Source organism: Streptomyces sp. TLI_053, assembly GCF_900105395.1.
In the GTDB taxonomy this organism is placed as follows: Bacteria; Actinomycetota; Actinomycetes; order Streptomycetales; family Streptomycetaceae; genus Kitasatospora.
On the sequence record NZ_LT629775.1, the window covers coordinates 1382287 to 1399778 of the forward strand.

The window sequence follows — 17492 nt, forward strand, 5'->3', positions numbered from 1 at the left end:
CCCGGCCTCACCCGCCACCTCACCACCACGGTGTCTCCCGGCCGGGAAAACGGCAGGTCAGGGGCGGCTAGGATGAACACGAACCGGGCGGAACGAACAGAAGGACCATCATGTTCGAGCACCTCAAGAACCTCGCCGACAAGGCCACCGACCTCGCCCGCGAGCACAGCGGAGCCGTCACCCAGGGCCTGGACAAGGTCGCCGGGATCGTCGACGACAGGACGGACGGCAAGTACAGCGGGCACATCGAGACCGCCACGGGCAAGGCGAAGGACTTCGTCAACGGCCTGGACGAGCCCAAGTAACGCCCGGCGCGGACCGTCCCCGCCCGGACCCCGGACCGGCCGGGTCCGGGGCGGGACGGGCCGCGCTCGGCCGGCCGTCAGACGGTCGTGGCCAGGCGCTCGATCCAGCGGGCGCGCCACGCGAGCGCGTCCCGGACGCCCTCCGCGATGCTCCGGCGCGGCTCCCAGCCGAGCAGTTCGCGCGCCGCCGTCACGTCGCTGTAGCAGCCGAGCACGTCCCCGGGGCGCGGCTCCGCCTCCCGGACGTCCAGCTTCTCGCCGATCGCCTGCTCGAAGGCCTCGACCAGCTCGCGGACCGTGGTGCCGTCACCGGTACCGATGTTGACGACCCGATAGCGGTCCTCGGCCCCGGGCCGGACCACCTCGTCGAACCGGACCAGCGCGGCGACGTGGGCGTCGGCGACGTCCTGGACGTGGATGTAGTCCCGGATCCCCGAGCCGTCCCGGGTGTCCCAGTCGACACCGGTGATGGTGAACGGGGTACCGCTGACGTGCGCCTCGATCAGCTTGCCGAGCGCGTGGCTCGGCGCGAGGTCCTGGAGACCGGTCCGCAGCCGCGGGTCGGCGCCGATCGGGTTGAAGTAGCGCAGCGCGACGACCCGCGTCCCGTCGGCGTCGGCCCCCCGGGTCCAGTCCTGGAGCACCTGCTCCATCATCTGCTTGGTGCGCGCGTACGGGCTGCTCCCGTCGACCGGGCAGCTCTCGTCGACCCGGCCGGTCGGGGTGGGGCGGTAGATGGAGGCGGAGCTGCTGAAGACCACCCGGGTGCAGCCGTTGCGCTGGAGCGACTCCAGCAGTTCGACGGTCTTGCCGACGTTCTCCCGGTAGTAGAACAGCGGGCGCGCGACCGACTCGGGGACGACGATCCGGGCGGCGCAGTGCAGCGTCGCGTCGATGTCGGGGTGCTCCGCGAAGATCCGGTCGACCAGCGCCGGGTCCGCGATGTCCCCCCGGTAGAACTCCCGGCCCTCGACGAACTCGGCCCGGCCCTTGGAGAGGTCGTCGAGGACGACCGGGGTGATGCCCGCGTCCAGCAACGCGGACGCCACGGTGCTTCCGATGAATCCTGCCCCGCCGGTGATCAGTACCTTTCGCACGATCCGCATGCTCCCTCGCCTCATGACGGACGCCCCGTGACGCCCGTTGCGGGGAGGACGAGCAGTTCGCACCCGGTGGTTCCCGGCGGCGGATCGCCGGGGTGCCGCCGGGCCGGGGTCGACTCGGGGACGGCGACTGGGGAACGGCGGGCCCTGCGGACCGGGAACGGCGGCTCAGGAACGGCGGGCCCGGCGGCGCAGGAACGGCGGCTCAGGAACGGCGGGCCCGGCGGCGCAGGACGAGGCCGGTGGCGACCAGGGCGACTGCGACCACGGCGGTGCCCACGGCGGCCCAGGTGCCGAGATCGGACCCGTCGGACCCGTCGGACCCGTCCGCTCGGGCGGCGGCCGCAGTGGCGTCGGAGGCGGAGGCGGCACCCGGCGGGGTCCGGGTGGCGGCGGGGTCGGGAGCCGTGCCCGCCGCCGTCGGCCGGACCGTGGGACCGTGGGTACCCGGACCTGCCGTGCCCGGACCCACCGTGCCGGGACCCGCCGTGCCCGGACCGGTGGGCGTCGGCAGCGTCGGGTCGGAGATCACCGCCGTCTCGACGTCGAGTTCGCGCTCACCGTGCCCGAGCGAGGGGAACGCGCAGTCCACCACGATCCGCCAGTGCCCGGCCGGCAGGAACTCCCGTGTGGTGTAGGTACCCGGCCGCCCCGGCACGGCGACCAGCCGCCACGGTCCGGCCGCCCGGCCGTCGGCGGAGGTGGCGGAGAGCGTCCCGGCGAACTGCTCGGTGACCGGGTCGTGGTCGTTCTCCCAGGTGGCGACGGTGGTCACGTGCCCGCCGTCCTGGCCGGACACCTCCAGGTGGACGGTGTCCCCGTGCGCGGCGGCGGGGACTGCGGCGGGGGCGAGCACGACCGCCCCGGCGAGGGCCAGAGCGGCGAGGGACTGACGGGTGCGGGACATCGCGGGTCTTCCTGGTGAAGTCGAACGGGCCGGGTGCGGCCGCCACTGCGTCAGCGGCGGCCGCACCCGGCTCGGGTCCGGGGATCGGGGGTCGAACCCCGGACGTCAGGTGGTCTTCTGCAGGTTCCAGCTCTGGTAGGTCTGGCCGTTCGGCTTCTGCAGCTCCAGCAGCCAACCGCCGTAGTACCAGCGCTTGCCGACACCGAGGACGAGCTCGGAACCGTCGGCGGTCAGGACGACCGCACCGCCGGCGGAGGTGACCCGCCACTTCTGCCCGGCCGCGTCCGAGCAGGGGCGCTGCGCGACGTACTGTCCGGCGACCGGGTTGCCGCCGAGCTGCAGGCACTTCTCCGAGCGGACGGACTTGATCCGCAGCGTGCCCGCGCCGCTGTCCTCGAAGGTCCACTTCTGGTTGGCGTAACCGGTGCGCTGGTAGGCGATGGCCACCGTGCCGTCGTTGAGCGAGCTGCCCCAGAGGTCGGCGGCCTGGCCGGTGAGGCCGTTCAGCAGGCTGTAGCGGGTCCCGGGCTGCGGCTTCCCGGCGTCGGCGGCCGTGCGGAAGGAGGCCGCGCGACCCGGCTTGGAGACCGCTCCGGCGGCGTCCCGGACGGCCACCGCGACGGAGTAGGCGGTGTCGGGCGCGAGCCGGACCACGCCGACCACGGTCGCCCGGACGGTGCCGATCGTCTGGCCGTTCAGCAGCACGTCGTACCCGTTCGCGCCCTTCACCGCGGGCCAGCTCAACACGGCCGAGGTCTGGGTGACCTGACTGACCGTCATGGCCGGGCCGGTGCCGCCGGTGGGTGAGGCGGTCGGGGTCGGGGTCGGGCTCGGGGTGGTCGATCCGGTGGGACTCGGCGTACCGGTGGAGGTCGGGGTGCCGGTCGGCGTCGGGGTACCGGTGCCGGTCGGAGAGCCGGTCGGGCTCGGGGTGCCGGTCGGGCTCGCGGTCGGCGAGGCGCTGTTGGTGGCGGTCGGCCCCGCGGTGGGCGAACCGGTCGCGGTCGGCGTGCCGGTGGGCGTCGGGGTGCCGCCGGTCGCGGTGGGCGACGGGCTGCGGGTCGGCGAGTTCGTCGGGGTGGGCGAGCCGGTCGGGCTCTTCGTCGGGTCGGGCGTCGGCCCGGTGCCGCCGCCGGCGATCAGGAAGCGGTTGTTGGCGACGTTCCAGTGGGTGGCGAGGTAGCTGCCCGGCGCCGGGTCGGTGTGGTAGTAGTCGTCGTGCCGGCAGTCCAGGCGCATGTCACTGGCGTTGTCCGGGCAGACCGTGCGCATCGCCGGGTAGTACGGGGTGTCCGAGTAGCACATGATGTCCCACTCGTCGACGCAGTGGCCGCCCTTGCTGGAGTTGGGCGCGCTGTTGCTCACCGCGCCCAGGTTGTGGCCGAGTTCGTGCGCGGCGGTGTGGCCGCCCCAGCAGCCCGAGTCCGTCCGGCCGTAGGAGGGGCCGAAGTTGCTCAGGTTGTCCTGGCCGGGCCGCTCGTCGCCGGCGAAGGTGCCGATGCCGCAGTACACCTTGGCGTCGGCGAAGATCATGTACTTGCGGTCCTTGCGGTTGAGGCCCTGGGCCGCGATCGCACGGTTGCTGGTGTTGAAGTCGGCCATCTCCGCGTCGGACACCTGGATGTTCAACACCGAGGCGGAGCAGTCGGATTCGGTGACGAACCGGACGTGCCGGACACCACCCGTCTCCTGGGCGCTCGCGTTGTAGATGACGTCGACGTCGGCGGCCCACTTCTTGAAGGAGGCCAGGTACTGGGCGAACCGGTCGTTGCCCGGGGTGTGCGCGTAGACCACCTGGACCCGGTTGCCGGCACTGCCGTCGCCCTCGCAGACGACGCCCTGGCCGCCGGCGGCGGGCGCGGCGGCGACCGCCTGGTCACCGGCCGCGTCGGCCAGCAGCGTCTTGGTCGCCGCGTCCAGGACCGGCATCGAACCCTTCACCAGGTCCGCGGCGGTGGGCGGTTGGGCATCGGCCGGGGGCGTCAGCGGGGCCGGCTGGGCGACGGCGGCGGCCACCGGCGGGACGTCCTTGCGGATGTCCACGTCCTTCGGCGGCGCGTCCGGGCCGTGGCTGCACAGCTCGCCGCCGGTCACCTCCAGCGAACCGGCGCAGCGGTCGCCGGCGGGCAGGTTCAGTCCGGCGTAGACCAGGCCGCGTTCGGGCTGGTCCTTGGGTATCTCCTTGATCGGCGCGGCCTTCTGGTCGCGCTTCGGCCCGGGGGCCCTGGTGGCGTTCTCGGCGGTGCCGGTCTCGCCCGTGCCGTCGTCGGCGATCGTGCCCGCCATGGCACCGCCCACCCCGTCGGCCGAACCCGCCACCGCGCTCGCCGCGGCGGTGTCGTGCACCGCGGACGACTCCATGGCGGTGCTGATGCCCAGCGCGCCCGCGACCAGTCCGGCCGCGACCGCCAGTGAGATCAGTGCCGTGCGCTTGCCCGTCCGTCGACGCCGCCGACGGCGGAGCTCCGTGCTCCGGTGCCCCATCGGGTGACTCCTCTCCTCGTGCGAGGGTCCGGCCACCGCTCGGGGTGATGGCCTGAACCTTCCGACACTCCGGAGACCGGCCCGGGCGGGCCGGATAACAAAAACCTCTTTTCGAAATTCGCGCGGGCGGACGAGGGCGTCCGGCCGGGACTCGAGGCGCGGTCGGTGACACGTCGTCGGCGCCCCGCCCGGGGGCCGGTGCGCGCCTCGGGACCGGCAGGACTCCCTCGTGAGCGGCAGGACGCCCTCGGAAGCAGCAGGGGCGCCCTCGTAGCGGTAGGACGCCCTTGTGAGCGGCAGGACGCCCTCGGGACCAGCGAGCCCGTCTCAGGCCGCGACGTCGAGCCGCTGCGGGGCGAGACCGAGGCTGCCCTGCCGGTGCAGCGCGGCGAGGCCCGCCGCGAGCTGCCCCGGATCACCCGCCAGCCAGTACCGGAGCGCGGCCGACAGGGCGGCGCTCGCCGGGCCGATCCGCAGACCGGTCACCGCCGTGATCCGCTCGCCGACCAGCGGGAGCAGATCGGCGACCGGCGCCGGCAGCCAGAGGGTGACCGCGCACGGCGCCGGCCGGGCCAGCACCCGCAGCAGCCGCAGCACGTCCGCGTCCCCCGGGCCCGGCCCCGGCGCCGCCTCGGGCCCTGACGCGGCCCCGGCCCCGGCCCCGATCCCCTGGGCGACGGGCAGCACCGTCGGCTCCGGCCGGGCCGGGAACAGCGGGAGGACGTGCAGACTGGGGACGACGTCGATCAGCCCGTCCGCCGCGACGTCGGACATGTCGGCGCCGTGTCCACGCGCGAGTTCACGCAGCAGGGCCCGTTCGGCGGCCGCGATCCTGACGGTCAGCATGACTTCTTCGCAGTCCATGGTCCCAGTTCCCCGTCCAGAGCGTGAGGGTGTGCTCGTCCGTTGTCGGTCGTGTACCGGTCAGCCCTTGCCGATCATTACCTGCCCGTCAGTAGGGGTCCGCTATCGGCGTGATCAAGCCATAGTGGCCGTCGTAGCGGCGGTACAGGATCCGGCCGCGCCCGTCACCGGGATCGGTGTGGAAGACGAAGGGCCAGCAGGTCAGCCAGAGTTGGCGGGCCGCTTCGAGGACGTCCAGCCGGGAAGCCGGGTGCGCGCTCTCCGTCAGTGGCAGCCCCGAGCTGCCGAGCCGGGCCGTGGAGTGGGCCCGTACCAGCCGGAATCCCCCGCTCGCGGGTGTCCGGTGGACCACGCTGTCCTGGCCGGTGAGCACGTCCGAGAAGAGGTGGAACCGGTAGTCGAGGGCCAGCATCTCGCGCACCGCCTGCTCGGGCGTGTGCCGGACCAGGAGCACCGACTTCCGCCGGACGATCCGCCGTTCGGCGAGCGGCCGCGGCGCGTACTGGGGACGGTAGGAGCTCTCGTACGCCGTCGCCAGCCCGATGTCGCCGAGCTCGCGCAGCCGGACGGCGCGCCCGGCGAGAGTGCCGAGCGCCAGGTCGACCGCCTCCCGGACGGTCACCGCCGCCAGTTCCACCCGGACCCGCCCCACGCCCGCCAGGTCCAGCGCGGCCTGGGCGACGGCGGGCCTGGTCACCGACCGGTCCCGCGGCCGGGTGAGCCGCAGCCGGGCGGTGTGCGCGTCCGGCCCGAGGTCCGCGATCAGCGCCAGGCACCGGCTCCGGGCGTACTCCGCGTCCTCGCGGGGCAGTTCGCCCCGGATCTCCACCCGGACGTCGAGGGCGGGCCGGTGGCGCAGACGGGTCATCAGGGGATCCTCCTCGGTTCGGCACCATGCTGGACCCGTGCACGCCCTCCCGCCGAGGGCCGAAAGGCCCTGCCCACCAGGCAGGACGACCCGGGCGGACCCGAACGGTCCGCCCCCCGGGCGGGGTCGCCGACGGCCGTCCGGACGGCCCCATCGGGACGCCACGCGTACACCTTGAGGACACTCCACCGATGGGGTGATCAACCCGGGTACGGCGCAACGCTCACGGGACCGGCGCGTTTCCCATGGCGTGCGCCCTCTGGCAGCGGCGCGCGCGGGGTCCGCGTCGACCGGCCCCCGGAACCCGGCGGTCGCGGCGGCGGCTCCGGTGGTACCGCAACGCCGGGCCGTTCGACCGGTCCGACACCGACCGGTCGCGCCGGACCGTCCCACCGGTCCGTTCCCCGGTCCATCTGGTGAGAGGTGATGTCATGATCCTGACGAACGAGACCCGCAGACCGCCCGCCCCGCCGAGAACCCCCCCGGCAGGGCCCCGCCGAGCGGTCGTTCCCCCGCTCGCCCCCGGCGCACTGCCCGGGCTCGGCCACGCCCCGGCCCTGCTGCGGGACCCGCTCGGCTTCCTCGGCTCCCTCTCCCGGTACGGCGACGTGGTCCGGATCCGCCTCGGCCCGCGCACCGTCTGCGTCGTCACCGACGCCGGCCTCGTGCACACGCTGCTCGTCGCGCTCGCCCACGACTGCCCCCGCGGCGCCGTCCAGGACACCCTGAGGACGGCTTTCGGGGACGGCCTGCTGATGTCCGAGGGCCGCGCCCACCGCGACCGCCGCCGGATCATCCAGCCCGCCTTCGGCCCGGACCGGATGGCCGACTACCTGGCCGTCATGCACCGGGTCACCGAGGAGCGGGCCGACCGCTGGCGCCCCGGCCAGGTCCTCGACGTGGCCAAGGAGATGAACCACCTCGCGCTGGAGATCGTCACCCGCGCGCTCTTCGACGCCCGGCTGAGCGAGGACGCCACCCTCGCCTTCCACCGCGCCCTGCCCGACCTGGTGAAGGGACAGATCGTCCAGTCCCTCTACCCGCACCCGGCGCTCGCCCGGCTGCCACTGCCGGTGAACCGGCGCTTCGACGCCGCCGTCCGGGTGCTCAACCGCGTCGTCGACCAGGCCGTCAACGGCACCGCGCCCGGCGGCCGGTACGGCGCGCGCGGCGGACCGGCCGAGCACGGCGGACCCGGCGGACCCGGCGGACCGGCTTTGCGCGGCGGGCCGGTCGGGCCTGGCGCCGGTGCGGCCGGGGGCGGCTGCCCGATGACCGGGGGCGGGGCCCGGCGCACCGGCCTGCCCGCCCTGCTGCGGGCCGCCGTCGACCCCGCCACCGGACGGCCGCTCACCGAGGCGGACGTCCGCTCCGAGGCGATCACCATGTTCGGCGCCGGCACCGAGACCGTCTCCACCACGCTGACCTGGCTGATCGACGAACTGGTCCGGCACCCCCACATCGAGGCCCGCGTCCTGGCCGAACTGGACGAGCACCTCCCGGCCGGGACGGTGCCCACCCCGGAGGCGCTCGCCCGACTCGCCTACACCCGTGCCGTCACCCAGGAGGTGGTCCGGCTGCACGCGCCGAACGCCTTCCTGATGCGCACCGCGCGCGTCCCGGTCACGCTCGGCGCCTACCGGATCCCGGCCGGCACCGAACTGCTCTACAGCCTCACCGCGATCCACCGCGACCCCGCCCTCCACCCGGACCCGCTCCGGTTCGACCCCGACCGCTGGTACGACCCCGACGGGACCGGGGGAACGGGCACCGGCGGTACCGCCGCGGCCCGGCAGGCCTTCCTCCCGTTCGGCGCCGGCAAGCACAAGTGCATCGGCGAGGCCTTCGCCTGGGCCGAGTTGACCGTGGCGGCCGCCGCCGTCCTGCGGCGCTGGCACCCGACGGCCGTCCCCGACGGGCGGGCCCGCGAGGTCGTCTGGACGACCGTCCAGGCCCAGGGCCTGCGGGTGCGGCTCACGCCGCGCGGCGGAAGCCGGGCGCCGCACGCCCCCGGCTCGCGCCGCACCCCGGCGCCGGGCGGCCGGGACGACGCGCCGGCCCGGTGCCTGCCGATCGCCGGGCCGCGCCGCTCGACCCTGCTGCCCGCACGGTCGACGGTGCTGCCCGGCCGGTCGGCCCGGTCCGCTCCCGGCCGGTCGTACCCGGCGGCGCTGCACACCACCGCGCTGCGGACCGCCGCCCGGACGGTCGCCCGCACGGCTTCGCGGGCCACCGATCCGCGTACCTCCGACTCGCGCGCCCCCGACTCGCGCACCTCCGATCCACGTGCCTCCGGTCCACGCGCCCACGACCCGCGTACCTCCGACTCGCGCGCCACGGAGGCGCGCAGCGTCTCGCGCAACGCCGACCGAACGGGCCCGCGCCCTCGCGGCGCCGGCAGCGAGCCCCTCGCGCCTGGGCCGGGCACCGCTCGGCGCCTCGTCCTCCTCGGACCCGTAACGGCCGTCCCCCGGCCCGCGCCGTCCCCCCGAACCACGCCGCGGGCCCGACCGGCGGGCCGCACCGGCACGGCCCGCCGTCCGCTCCTCCGGCCCGGCACCGAATTGGCCCGAACCCCGGCCGAACTCACCGCCGCCACCGCCCGGCACGACGACTGGGCGCTCGCCCACGGCCTGCTCGCCCCGGCCGACCTCGCCCGCTACCAGTCGTTCGCGCTGCCCGAGCTGATCGGCCACGCCTACCCCCGCGCCCGCGGCGCGGAACTGGACCTGCTGATCGACATCCTGGGCTGGTTCACCATCCTCGACGACCGCTTCGACGGCCCGCCGGGACGGGACCCCGCCACGGCCCGCGCCGTCGTCGCACCGCTGCTCGCCGTCGTGGCCGGCCGCCCCGTCCCGGCTGGCGGCCCCCAGCCCCACCTGGTCGACGCCTGGCGGGAACTGTGGCAGCGCCAGACCGCCCCCATGTCACCGGAGTGGCGCCGACGCACCGCCGACGAATGGCGCTCCTGCCTGGAGACCTTCCTCGCCGAGACCGCCCACCGCGCCGCGTGCACCCACCCCGACCTCGCCGAGACCGTCCGGCTGCGCCGCCACGCCAGCTGCCTCTATCCGTTCATGGGCATACTGGAGCACGTCCACGGCGGCGAGGCACCGGCCGCCCTGCACCGGGACCCGGCGCTGCACCGCCTGCGCGCGAACACCGCCGATGCGGCGACGCTGATCAACGACCTGTACTCGGCCGACCGGGAGGAACGCCAGCAGGTCGCGGCCTTCAACACCGTGCTCACGCTGCAACGGGTCCGCGGCTGCACCCGGGCGCGGGCGGTGCGGTCCGTCGGCACGAGGATCGCCCGGCTGACCGCGGAGAGCGAGTCGCTGCGCCGCCGGCTGCTGCTCCGTCACCCGGAGGGCGGCTGGTACCTCCACGGCACCCGGGAACTCGTCGAGGGCGTCCACGCGTGGACCAGCACCAGCCGGCGCTACACCGGCGGGGACGCCGCGCGCTGATCCCGGGCGGGCCGGGTCACTTCCGGTCGCCGAGGGCGAACAGCAGCAGGACGAAGCCGGCGAACAGGTGCGTGGCGAAGATGTAGATGCCCGCCCGGATCAGCATCGCCCGACGCCGGGCCTTCTCCTCCAGCGTCGCCCGCCGGCCCGTGGTGCCGTCGTCGCCCGCGGCACCGCTACCGGGTGCGGTGCCGTCGTGGCCGGTGGTGCCGTCCGGGCTCATCGGTGGCCCGCCGGGGTCGCGGGGGTCTCGGGCCCGCGCAGCTCGCCGAGCAGCGCGTCCTGGTCGGTGATCAGCTCGGTCAGGATCCGCCGGGCGGCCCGCAGCAGTTCGGCGACGTCCGGTGTGCTGAGGGCGTAGACGACCGTGTTGCCCTCGCGGGTCGCGGTCACCAGCTGGGTACGGCGCAGGACGGACAACTGCTGGGAGAGATTGGACGGCTCGATCCTGATCTCGGCCAGCAGCTCGCGCACCGGTCGCGGTCCGTTCTGGAGCAGTTCCAGGACGCGGATACGGACCGGGTGTCCGAGCGTGCGGAAGAACTCCGCTTTCGCCTGGTAGAGCGGGACCGGCATCGTCCGTTCTCTCCTGCGGGTCGGGGACGGGCTCGTTGGCCGCCGGGCGGCGTGAAGCATCATCCTTGCGGATGAAGATTTCTTCAAGTCGTCATCACCGAACACGGAAAGCGGATGCAGAGCGGCGGGAAAGCCGGGGGACGCCGAGGGGCCGACAGCCGCGGGGAGGCAACAGTGCGGGCCCGGGACCGTTGGCCCCGGGCCCGCACCGCCCTACCGGGCGCGCGTCATCAACACGGCACCACGACGTCGACGGTCACCGGAACGGGACCCCACGGGTAGGCGGAGGCACTGAAGCTGCCGTGCACGGTGGAACCGCACGGAACGGTGCCGCCGACGCCACGCACCTGCACGGTGCTGGCAGTGAAGCGGGTGTACCCGCTGACCGAGCCGAGCGACGCGCCGCCGACGACCTGGCCGGACAGGCCGGTGATCAGCTCGACGGTCTGCGGCCACGGGGTGCCGGGGCTCGGCGGGCCGGCCAGGCTGATCTGCCCGTACAGCTGGACGTTGTCACCGGTGATCTCGGCGCACACCCGGGTCGACAGACCGGCCTGCAGGCCGGAGGCACCGCAGGTGGTGGTGGTGCCGATGATGCCCGTGGTGGCGGTCTGGGCGGCACTCGCCTCGGCCGGCACGGCCAGCAGGGCAGCCGCGCCGACGATCCCGGCCGCGGTCAGGGTGAGTCGGTTCATCCGCATGTCCGCTCCTCCTCTTCTCTCTTTGACTGCAAGGAATCAACATGGCCACATGTGACATTTCACATGTGGCATGTCGTAAGACTTTCATGCGATTCCAATGCAAGAAAGGGCCAAGATCAGAACAGTTGATGATCAGACTGGAAACTGGCCTTCGATGGCGTGATTCTCAGCCCTCGATGGCGTGAATCACTACTCGCCCAACGGCACTCGGCCGGCACTCAGCCGCTGGGCGCTCTCGATCGCCATGTCCATGAACGCGAGGGCGTCGGCCCGCCGGGTCAACGGGTTCGGATAGCGGGAGCGCCCCCGTCCGCCGTCCCGGATCCGCAGGCACTCGTCCACGATCCGGTACCAGCGCTCGTCGAACACCGCCCGGGCGTACTCGCCCGCCCCGCGCTTCGAGGCGATCCGCCCGGTCGCCAGCGTGAAGTGCGCGCGGCTCACCCCGAGCACGCCGTGGGCCGGGCCGGCCCCGTCCAGAAGGGCCAACCCCGCCCGCGAGGCCAGCCGCGAGGAACGCCGCCGCCACGGGCGCCAGTAGTCCTCCAGACTCCCGGCCGTCCACACCGCGAGCTCCCCCGGCGCGGTGTCGATCATCAGCTCCTGGGCCCGTGGACCACAGAGCGTGACGCCGTGCCGCGCCAGGGTGTGCCAGAGCACCGGCGTGCGGTCGGTTCTCACCCGGTGCCGGACCGTCCCCCCGAGCACCTGCGGTCCCGGCGCCGCCTGGGTGGGCGGGCCCGCGAGTTCGTGCCAGGTCAGATAGGGGCCGTCGAACGCGGGGCGCGGATAGCGGGCCGCCAGCCGGGCGTGCGCGCGCTCCAGCCCCGCGAGCTGCGCCGCCGTCACCGGATCGGCGGACACGGCCACGAAGTCGATGTCGCTCCGCGCCGGGTGGAAGTCCCCCAGCGCGGCCGAACCGACCACGTAGAGGCCCTCGACCAGCCCGGGTGCGGCGGCGTCGACCAGGGTCAGGTAGGCGTCGGCGATCTCGTGTACGAGAGGGTGCACAGTCACGGCGGCAAGCCTGCCATCCGGATGACCCTCCGTGTCCGCTCGTTTCCGCTAAGGATCGGCGCGTGTTGGTCAGCTGTGCACCCTCTTCGCGCCACCCTCACTCCCTTTTGCGCCACCCCCTCGCCACCCTCGCCACCCGCGCCACCCCGGGTGGGAGCGGGCGGACAGGCTCTGCGGGGGCCGGCCGACCGGGGCGGCGGGGGCAGCCGGCCGGGCGGCGAGCGCCGGTGGACGGGGGCGGGTGCGCGCGGATGCCGAAGGCACGGGCGTAGGCACGGGCGTAGGCACGGGCCTCGGGTGCAGGCGGGACTCAGCGGGCGTGCGGGAGCCGGAGCGTGCGGGCCCAGGGACGGACGGGCCGGGCAGGCTCAGGAGCGGGCAGGCTCAGGAGCGGGCGGGCTCAGGAGCGGGCGAGCTCAGGAGCGGGCGAGCTCAGGAGCGGGCAGGCTCAGGAGCGGGCGAGCCGGGCCGGGCAGGCTCAGGGCCGACTGAAGGAAGTGCGGAGGGTGTCCACGCGGCCGACGGCGCTGCTGAACTCCCCGGCGTCCAGACGGCCACTGTCGAGGGCGACCGCGATGGCCTCCGCGGCGGCGTCTCCCTGCTGGACGTCGCGGGCGGAGCACAGCAGGAGGTCCATGCCCGCCAGGGCCGCGGCGACCGCCCGCTCCCCGGTGTCCCCGAAGGCGGCGAGAGCACCGGCCTCCAGGGCATCGGTGACGGTCACCCCGCGGAATCCGAGGCGCCGACGCAGCTCGCCCTGGACGACGGCGCCGGACAGTCCGGCCGGGCGCTCGGCGTCGAGGGCCGGATAGACCGCCCAGGAGGCCATCACCAGCCGGACCCCGCCGGCGATGGCGGCACGGTAGGGCTCCTCGCCCCGTGCCCGGAGCTCGGCCAGCGGGACCGGCAGGACGACCGGGCGTTCGTCGGTGTTCTCGTCACGGGCCGCGGCGCCGAGACCGGGGAAGTGCTTGGCGGTGGCGGCGACCCCCAGCTGCTGCTGGGCGGCGAGGAAGGCGGTGGCCGACTCGGCGACCGCCTCGGGATTCCCGCCGTAGGAGCGCTCGAAGTGGTCGATGAAGTTGTCCGGTGCGTCGAAGACGTCGAGTACCGGCGCGAGGTTGACGTTCAGGCCCGCGTCGATCAGGGTGCCTGCCGCTCCCGCGCCGGACCGGGCCGCGTCCCCGGCCGGATCGGCGGCCGCGCCGGTCTGCCGGGCCGAGCGGACGGGCTCCCCGGGCAGCCGCCGGACCTTCCCGCCCTCCTGGTCGGTCATCAGCAACAGCGGTGCGCCGGAGGGCGATTCCTGCGCCGCGCCCTTCAGTATCTGCATGGCCACCCGGAGTTGCTCGGGCGAGGGAGCGTTCTCCTTGAACAGGATGACACCGGCGGCGCGGCCCGCCCGGATGGTGTCGAGCAGTTCCGGCGGAGGGGTGTCGCCGCGGTAGGAGTAGACGATCCGACGGCCGGCGAGCCGGAGCGACGCGGCGGTGGGCGCAGCGGTGGGCACGGTGGTGCTCCTTCCGGTGGGAGTCGGGTTCCCCGGGGTCGTCCCGACCCCGTCGGTGTCGCCGGCGGCGCGGGTCGCAGTGCCCGTGCCCGGGTCGACGGGCCCGGTCGGCCGGTCGGGTGGCGCCTGTACCGCCACCGGCGCGACCGGGCCGAGCCCTGTCGCCGGACCCACCGCCGCCAGCAGCAGTACCAGGAGCGCGAAGCGGACCCGTCGGCGGGACGTCCGACGGGTGCTGCGGCGTGACGGGCGGGGCATGGGGCCTCCACGGCGGGGCGTCGACATCCGGCCTCCCTCGGTCGGTCGGGATCCGGGCCGGGCGGGATCCGGACCGGGCGGGCGGGCCGGTCGGGTCAGGCGGGTCGGGCGGGCGGGTCGGCCCGGTTTGGTCGGGTCGGGCGGGTCGCCCCGGGAACGGCCAGGATCGTCGATCGGTGCGCGGGAGTCGACGGGTTCGACCGCGGACACGCCGCCGGTGCCGCGGACCCCGCGACCGGACGGCGTAACAGCAGCAGCCTCACCCCGGGCACGGTGGTCCCGCCTCCCGGAGCAGCCGTCCGAGGACGGCGACGCCCTCCTCGATCTCGCCCGGTGTGCCGGCCCCGTACCCGAGGACCAGTCCCGGCGGGTGCGGCAGCCGGGCGTGCCAGGACAGCGGGTGCACCTTCACCCCGTGGGCCAGCGCCGCCGTCGCGAGCTCGGTGTCGGTGCAGGGCAGACCGTCGGGGAAGGTGAGCATGAGGTGCAGCCCGGCCGCCGCGCCGTGGACCGCGGCACCGGGCAGGTGGGCGGCGAGGGCGGCCGTCGTGGCATCGCGTCGGCGCCGGTGGCGGGTGCGCTGCAGCCGGAGGTGGCGCTCCAGGGCGCCCGATTCCATCAGGTGGGCGAGGACCAGCTGCGGGAGTGCGGCGTTGCCGAGGTCGCTGAGCCGTTTCGCGTCGACCAGGGAATCCCGGTATCGGGCGGGGGCGAGCACCCATCCGGTGCGCAGCGCGGGGGCGAGCAGCTTGGAGACGCTGCCGAGGTAGACGACCTGCTCGGGGAGGACACCGCGCAGGGCGGGCACGGGCGGGCGGTCGTAGCGGTGTTCGGCGTCGTAGTCGTCCTCGATCACGAGCCCGCCGTCGGCCGCCCATTGGAGCAGTTCGCGGCGTCGGGCGCCGCCGAGTACGACGCCGGTCGGGAACTGGTGGGCCGGCGTCAGCAGCACGGCCCGGGCGCCGACGGCGCGCAGCGCGTCCACCCGGATGCCGTCCGCGTCGACGGGGACGGGCGGGGTGGCGGTGATCCGGTGACCGAGGTGCTGCCGGGTGCCGAGGGAGCCCGGGTCCTCGACGGCGACCACGTCCAGGCCGTCCGCACGCAACACCTCACCGACGAGGGCGAGCGCCTGGGCCGCCCCGGCGACGACGAGAACCTCCCCGGGATCGGCGCGGATGCCGCGGTTGCGGGCCAGCCAGTCGGCGACGGCGCGGCGCAGGGCCGGGGTGCCACGCGGGTCGCCGTAGCCGAAGTCCGGTGCGGCGAGGTCGCGCAGGACGGCGCGTTCGGCGCGCAGCCAGGCGGTACGGGGGAAGGCGGCGAGGTCGGGGACGCCGGGGGTGAGGTCGATCCGGGCGGGGGCGGTGCGGAGGGAGTCGAAGACGGTCGTGGCGGGTGCGCCGTCGAACGGCGAGGCGGGCGCGGGGGTGGTGCGGGCGGGTCCGGGGCGGGCGGGTCCGGGGCCGGTACCGGCGGGGTGTGTGCCGGCGGGGCGGGGGGCCGGCGGGCGGGTGGTCGTGGGCCGGGGCGGCGGCACGGTCTCCGGGGCGAACTGGTCGACCACGACGGTGCCGCCCCGGCCCAGGCCCGCGATCCTCCCCTCCTCGGTGAGGCGGCGGTAGGCCTCGGTCACCACGCCGCGCGAGACCCGCAGGTCGGCGGCGAGCACCCGGGTGGCGGGCAGCCGGCTGCCGACGGGGAGCCGGCCGTCATCGATCGCCGCCCGGAGCCGGCGCGCCAGCCAGTCCGCGAGTCCACCGGCGGGCGCCTGCCCGGGGTCGAGCTGGAGAAAGTCCGCACCCGCCGTTCTGGACCTGTCGATCGAATGATCATTGGACCTGTGCACCGGTCCATTGTGCCGGGAGGGTGAAGACATGACGACCACCAGCGCATCGGCCGACACCACCGCGATCGCTTCCCCTTCGGCCCCTTCCCCTGCGGCCCCTTCCCCTGCGACTCCTTCCCTTTCGACTGCTTCCCCGGCGCACCCCGACCGGGCCTATGTGCACGGCTACTCCCCCGCCGAGGCCCGCCGCCTGGGCGATCAGGCCGACAGCCTCGCCGGGCTGCTGCACGCCGGCACGGTGTACCCGCCGGGCAGCAGGGTCCTGGAGGCCGGCTGCGGGGTCGGCGCCCAGACGGTGCACCTGCTGGAGTCCAGCCCGGGGCTGCTGCTGACGGCCGCCGACATCTCCGCCGACTCGCTGGCCCGGGCCCGGGCCCGGGTCGCGGAACAGCTGCCGGAGGCCCAGGTCTCCTGGCACCACGGCGATCTGCACCGACTCCCGTTCCCCGACGGTTCGTTCGACCACCTCTTCCTCTGCTTCGTCCTGGAACACCTCGCCGACCCGGCGGCCGCGCTGACGGCACTGCGCCGGGTGCTGCGCCCGGGCGGCACCGTCACGGTGATCGAGGGCGACCACGGCTCGGCGTTCTTCCACCCCCGCGGCGAGGCCGCGCAGCGCGTCGTCGGCCACCTGGTCCGGCTCCAGGCGGACGGCGGCGGGGACGGCCTGATCGGACGGCGGCTGTACCCGCTGCTCACCGGGGCCGGGTTCCGCGACGTCTCGGTCGCCCCGCGCACGATGTACGTGGACGGCGGCCGCCCCGAACTGGCCGAGGGGTTCACCCGGCGCACCTTCGTCGCGATGGTCGAGGCGGTCCGCGCCGACGCGCTCGCGGCCGGCCTCGACACGGCCGACGACTTCGACCGCGGCGTCGCCGAGCTGCGCCGCACGGCCGAGCCGGACGGGTCGTTCCACTACACGTTCTTCAAGGCGGTGGCGGTCGGTCCGTGACCGGCCGTCGGGTGCGGCCCGATCATTCGGGGTCGTCCCCGAGGGTGCCGAGGAGGGTGCGCAGGGCGGCGACGAAGTCGGCGGTCCTCGGCTCGTCGAGGTCGCCCAGGATCCGGCGCTCGGTCGCCAGGTGGTCCGGCAGGGCGCGGTCGATCAGGGCGTAGCCCTCCTCGGTGAGCTCGACCTCGCGGCTCCGGCCGTCGGAACCGCTGGGGGTGCGCGTGACCAGGCCGCGCGCCTCCAGCCGGTCGAGGCGCTGGCTGATCGCCCCGGAGGTGACCATCGCCGACTGCATCAGCAGGGTCGGGGTGAGCCGGTACGGCGGGCCGCTGCGGCGCAGGGTGGCGAGCACGTCGAAGGAGGCGAAGTCGAGGTCGTGCCGGGCGAAGGTCTCCTTCAGCTCGGCGTCGACCAGTCGGGACAGCCGCTTGAGGCGGCCGATCACCTCCATCGGCGAGACATCCAGGTCGGGGCGCTCGGCACCCCACTGCTGCACGATCCGGTCCACATGATCCACGCGGTCTGCCATGCCCCCACCCTAAACGATGCCTTAGCGGTGAGATACCTCACAGCACCCGCCCCTCGGACTGACCTTGCGAAGATGCCTTAGCGCTGAGATATATTG

The 17492-nt window shown here is 74.8% G+C and carries 15 protein-coding genes; 3 read left to right on the top strand and 12 right to left on the bottom strand.

The features are described 5' to 3' along the window. The first annotated feature begins 110 nt into the window (after positions 1-110). Positions 111-305 carry an antitoxin gene (locus tag BLU95_RS05230; protein ID WP_093858918.1) on the top strand — a complete coding sequence of 65 codons (195 nt, stop codon included), beginning with the start codon at positions 111-113 and terminating at the stop codon, positions 303-305. A 77-nt stretch (positions 306-382) separates the two neighbouring features. Here the strand turns inward: BLU95_RS05230 and galE are convergent, their stop codons facing one another. From galE to BLU95_RS05255, 5 genes are all read right to left on the bottom strand, one after another. Then, entirely contained in the window at positions 383-1402 is a 1020-nt protein-coding gene (gene galE, locus BLU95_RS05235; protein ID WP_231978311.1) for a UDP-glucose 4-epimerase GalE, read from the bottom strand. A 211-nt stretch (positions 1403-1613) separates the two neighbouring features. After that, on the bottom strand, positions 1614-2315 hold the full coding sequence (locus BLU95_RS05240) for a hypothetical protein (RefSeq protein ID WP_093858920.1): 702 nt from the start codon (positions 2313-2315) through the stop codon (positions 1614-1616). A 105-nt stretch (positions 2316-2420) separates the two neighbouring features. Continuing rightward, a complete protein-coding gene (locus BLU95_RS05245) occupies positions 2421-4799 on the bottom strand; it encodes an RICIN domain-containing protein (protein WP_093858921.1) in 2379 nt (792 codons plus the stop codon). Positions 4800-5126: 327 nt separating this feature from the next. Further along, entirely contained in the window at positions 5127-5663 is a 537-nt protein-coding gene (locus BLU95_RS42140; RefSeq protein WP_159424783.1) for a hypothetical protein, read from the bottom strand. Between the two features lie 88 nt (positions 5664-5751). After that, entirely contained in the window at positions 5752-6531 is a 780-nt protein-coding gene (locus BLU95_RS05255) for a sigma 54 modulation/S30EA ribosomal C-terminal domain-containing protein (protein WP_093858923.1), read from the bottom strand. A 431-nt stretch (positions 6532-6962) separates the two neighbouring features. Here BLU95_RS05255 and BLU95_RS05260 point away from each other — a divergent pair, with 431 nt between their 5' ends. Then, the gene (locus BLU95_RS05260; RefSeq protein ID WP_159424784.1) at positions 6963-10004 is read left to right on the top strand and encodes a cytochrome P450; all 3042 of its coding nucleotides are present in this window, start codon (positions 6963-6965) and stop codon (positions 10002-10004) included. Positions 10005-10020: 16 nt separating this feature from the next. Here BLU95_RS05260 and BLU95_RS05265 read toward each other — a convergent pair whose 3' ends face one another. The 6 genes from BLU95_RS05265 to pdxR all read right to left on the bottom strand — a co-directional run bounded on the left by BLU95_RS05265 (position 10021) and on the right by pdxR (position 15915). Then, complete coding sequence (locus BLU95_RS05265; protein ID WP_093858925.1) at positions 10021-10227, bottom strand: DUF6126 family protein; 207 nt, start codon at positions 10225-10227, stop codon at positions 10021-10023. Next, positions 10224-10580 (bottom strand): ArsR/SmtB family transcription factor, encoded by a 357-nt coding sequence (locus BLU95_RS05270; protein WP_093858926.1) that lies wholly within the window; start codon positions 10578-10580, stop codon positions 10224-10226. The genes BLU95_RS05265 and BLU95_RS05270 overlap by 4 nt, the downstream gene beginning before the upstream one ends. Before the next feature lie 230 nt (positions 10581-10810). Then, on the bottom strand, positions 10811-11281 hold the full coding sequence (locus tag BLU95_RS05275) for a hypothetical protein (protein ID WP_093858927.1): 471 nt from the start codon (positions 11279-11281) through the stop codon (positions 10811-10813). A gap of 189 nt (positions 11282-11470) precedes the next feature. Beyond that, positions 11471-12298 (bottom strand): nucleotidyltransferase domain-containing protein, encoded by an 828-nt coding sequence (locus tag BLU95_RS05280; RefSeq protein WP_093858928.1) that lies wholly within the window; start codon positions 12296-12298, stop codon positions 11471-11473. A 478-nt stretch (positions 12299-12776) separates the two neighbouring features. After that, complete coding sequence (locus tag BLU95_RS05285; protein WP_231978312.1) at positions 12777-13808, bottom strand: glycoside hydrolase family 3 N-terminal domain-containing protein; 1032 nt, start codon at positions 13806-13808, stop codon at positions 12777-12779. A gap of 517 nt (positions 13809-14325) precedes the next feature. After that, positions 14326-15915: a MocR-like pyridoxine biosynthesis transcription factor PdxR gene (gene pdxR / locus BLU95_RS05290; protein ID WP_231978313.1), complete on the bottom strand. Its 1590-nt coding sequence runs from the start codon at positions 15913-15915 to the stop codon at positions 14326-14328. A 157-nt stretch (positions 15916-16072) separates the two neighbouring features. Between pdxR and BLU95_RS05295 the strand changes: the two genes are divergently transcribed. After that, positions 16073-16867: a methyltransferase domain-containing protein gene (locus BLU95_RS05295; protein ID WP_231978314.1), complete on the top strand. Its 795-nt coding sequence runs from the start codon at positions 16073-16075 to the stop codon at positions 16865-16867. A 22-nt stretch (positions 16868-16889) separates the two neighbouring features. Here BLU95_RS05295 and BLU95_RS05300 read toward each other — a convergent pair whose 3' ends face one another. Next, positions 16890-17396 (bottom strand): MarR family winged helix-turn-helix transcriptional regulator, encoded by a 507-nt coding sequence (locus BLU95_RS05300; protein ID WP_093858931.1) that lies wholly within the window; start codon positions 17394-17396, stop codon positions 16890-16892. Positions 17397-17492 lie beyond the last annotated feature (96 nt).

Bases quoted from the DNA above. Each gene is read 5' to 3' on its own strand.
- BLU95_RS05230 (WP_093858918.1), top strand. From the start codon at position 111: ATGTTCGAGCACCTCAAGAACCTCGCCGACAAGGCCACCGACCTCGCC.
- BLU95_RS05240 (WP_093858920.1), bottom strand. From the start codon at position 2,315: ATGTCCCGCACCCGTCAGTCCCTCGCCGCTCTGGCCCTCGCCGGGGCG.
- BLU95_RS05245 (WP_093858921.1), bottom strand. From the start codon at position 4,799: ATGGGGCACCGGAGCACGGAGCTCCGCCGTCGGCGGCGTCGACGGACG.
- BLU95_RS42140 (WP_159424783.1), bottom strand. From the start codon at position 5,663: ATGGACTGCGAAGAAGTCATGCTGACCGTCAGGATCGCGGCCGCCGAA.
- BLU95_RS05255 (WP_093858923.1), bottom strand. From the start codon at position 6,531: ATGACCCGTCTGCGCCACCGGCCCGCCCTCGACGTCCGGGTGGAGATC.
- BLU95_RS05260 (WP_159424784.1), top strand. From the start codon at position 6,963: ATGATCCTGACGAACGAGACCCGCAGACCGCCCGCCCCGCCGAGAACC.
- BLU95_RS05265 (WP_093858925.1), bottom strand. From the start codon at position 10,227: ATGAGCCCGGACGGCACCACCGGCCACGACGGCACCGCACCCGGTAGC.
- BLU95_RS05270 (WP_093858926.1), bottom strand. From the start codon at position 10,580: ATGCCGGTCCCGCTCTACCAGGCGAAAGCGGAGTTCTTCCGCACGCTC.
- BLU95_RS05275 (WP_093858927.1), bottom strand. From the start codon at position 11,281: ATGCGGATGAACCGACTCACCCTGACCGCGGCCGGGATCGTCGGCGCG.
- BLU95_RS05300 (WP_093858931.1), bottom strand. From the start codon at position 17,396: ATGGCAGACCGCGTGGATCATGTGGACCGGATCGTGCAGCAGTGGGGT.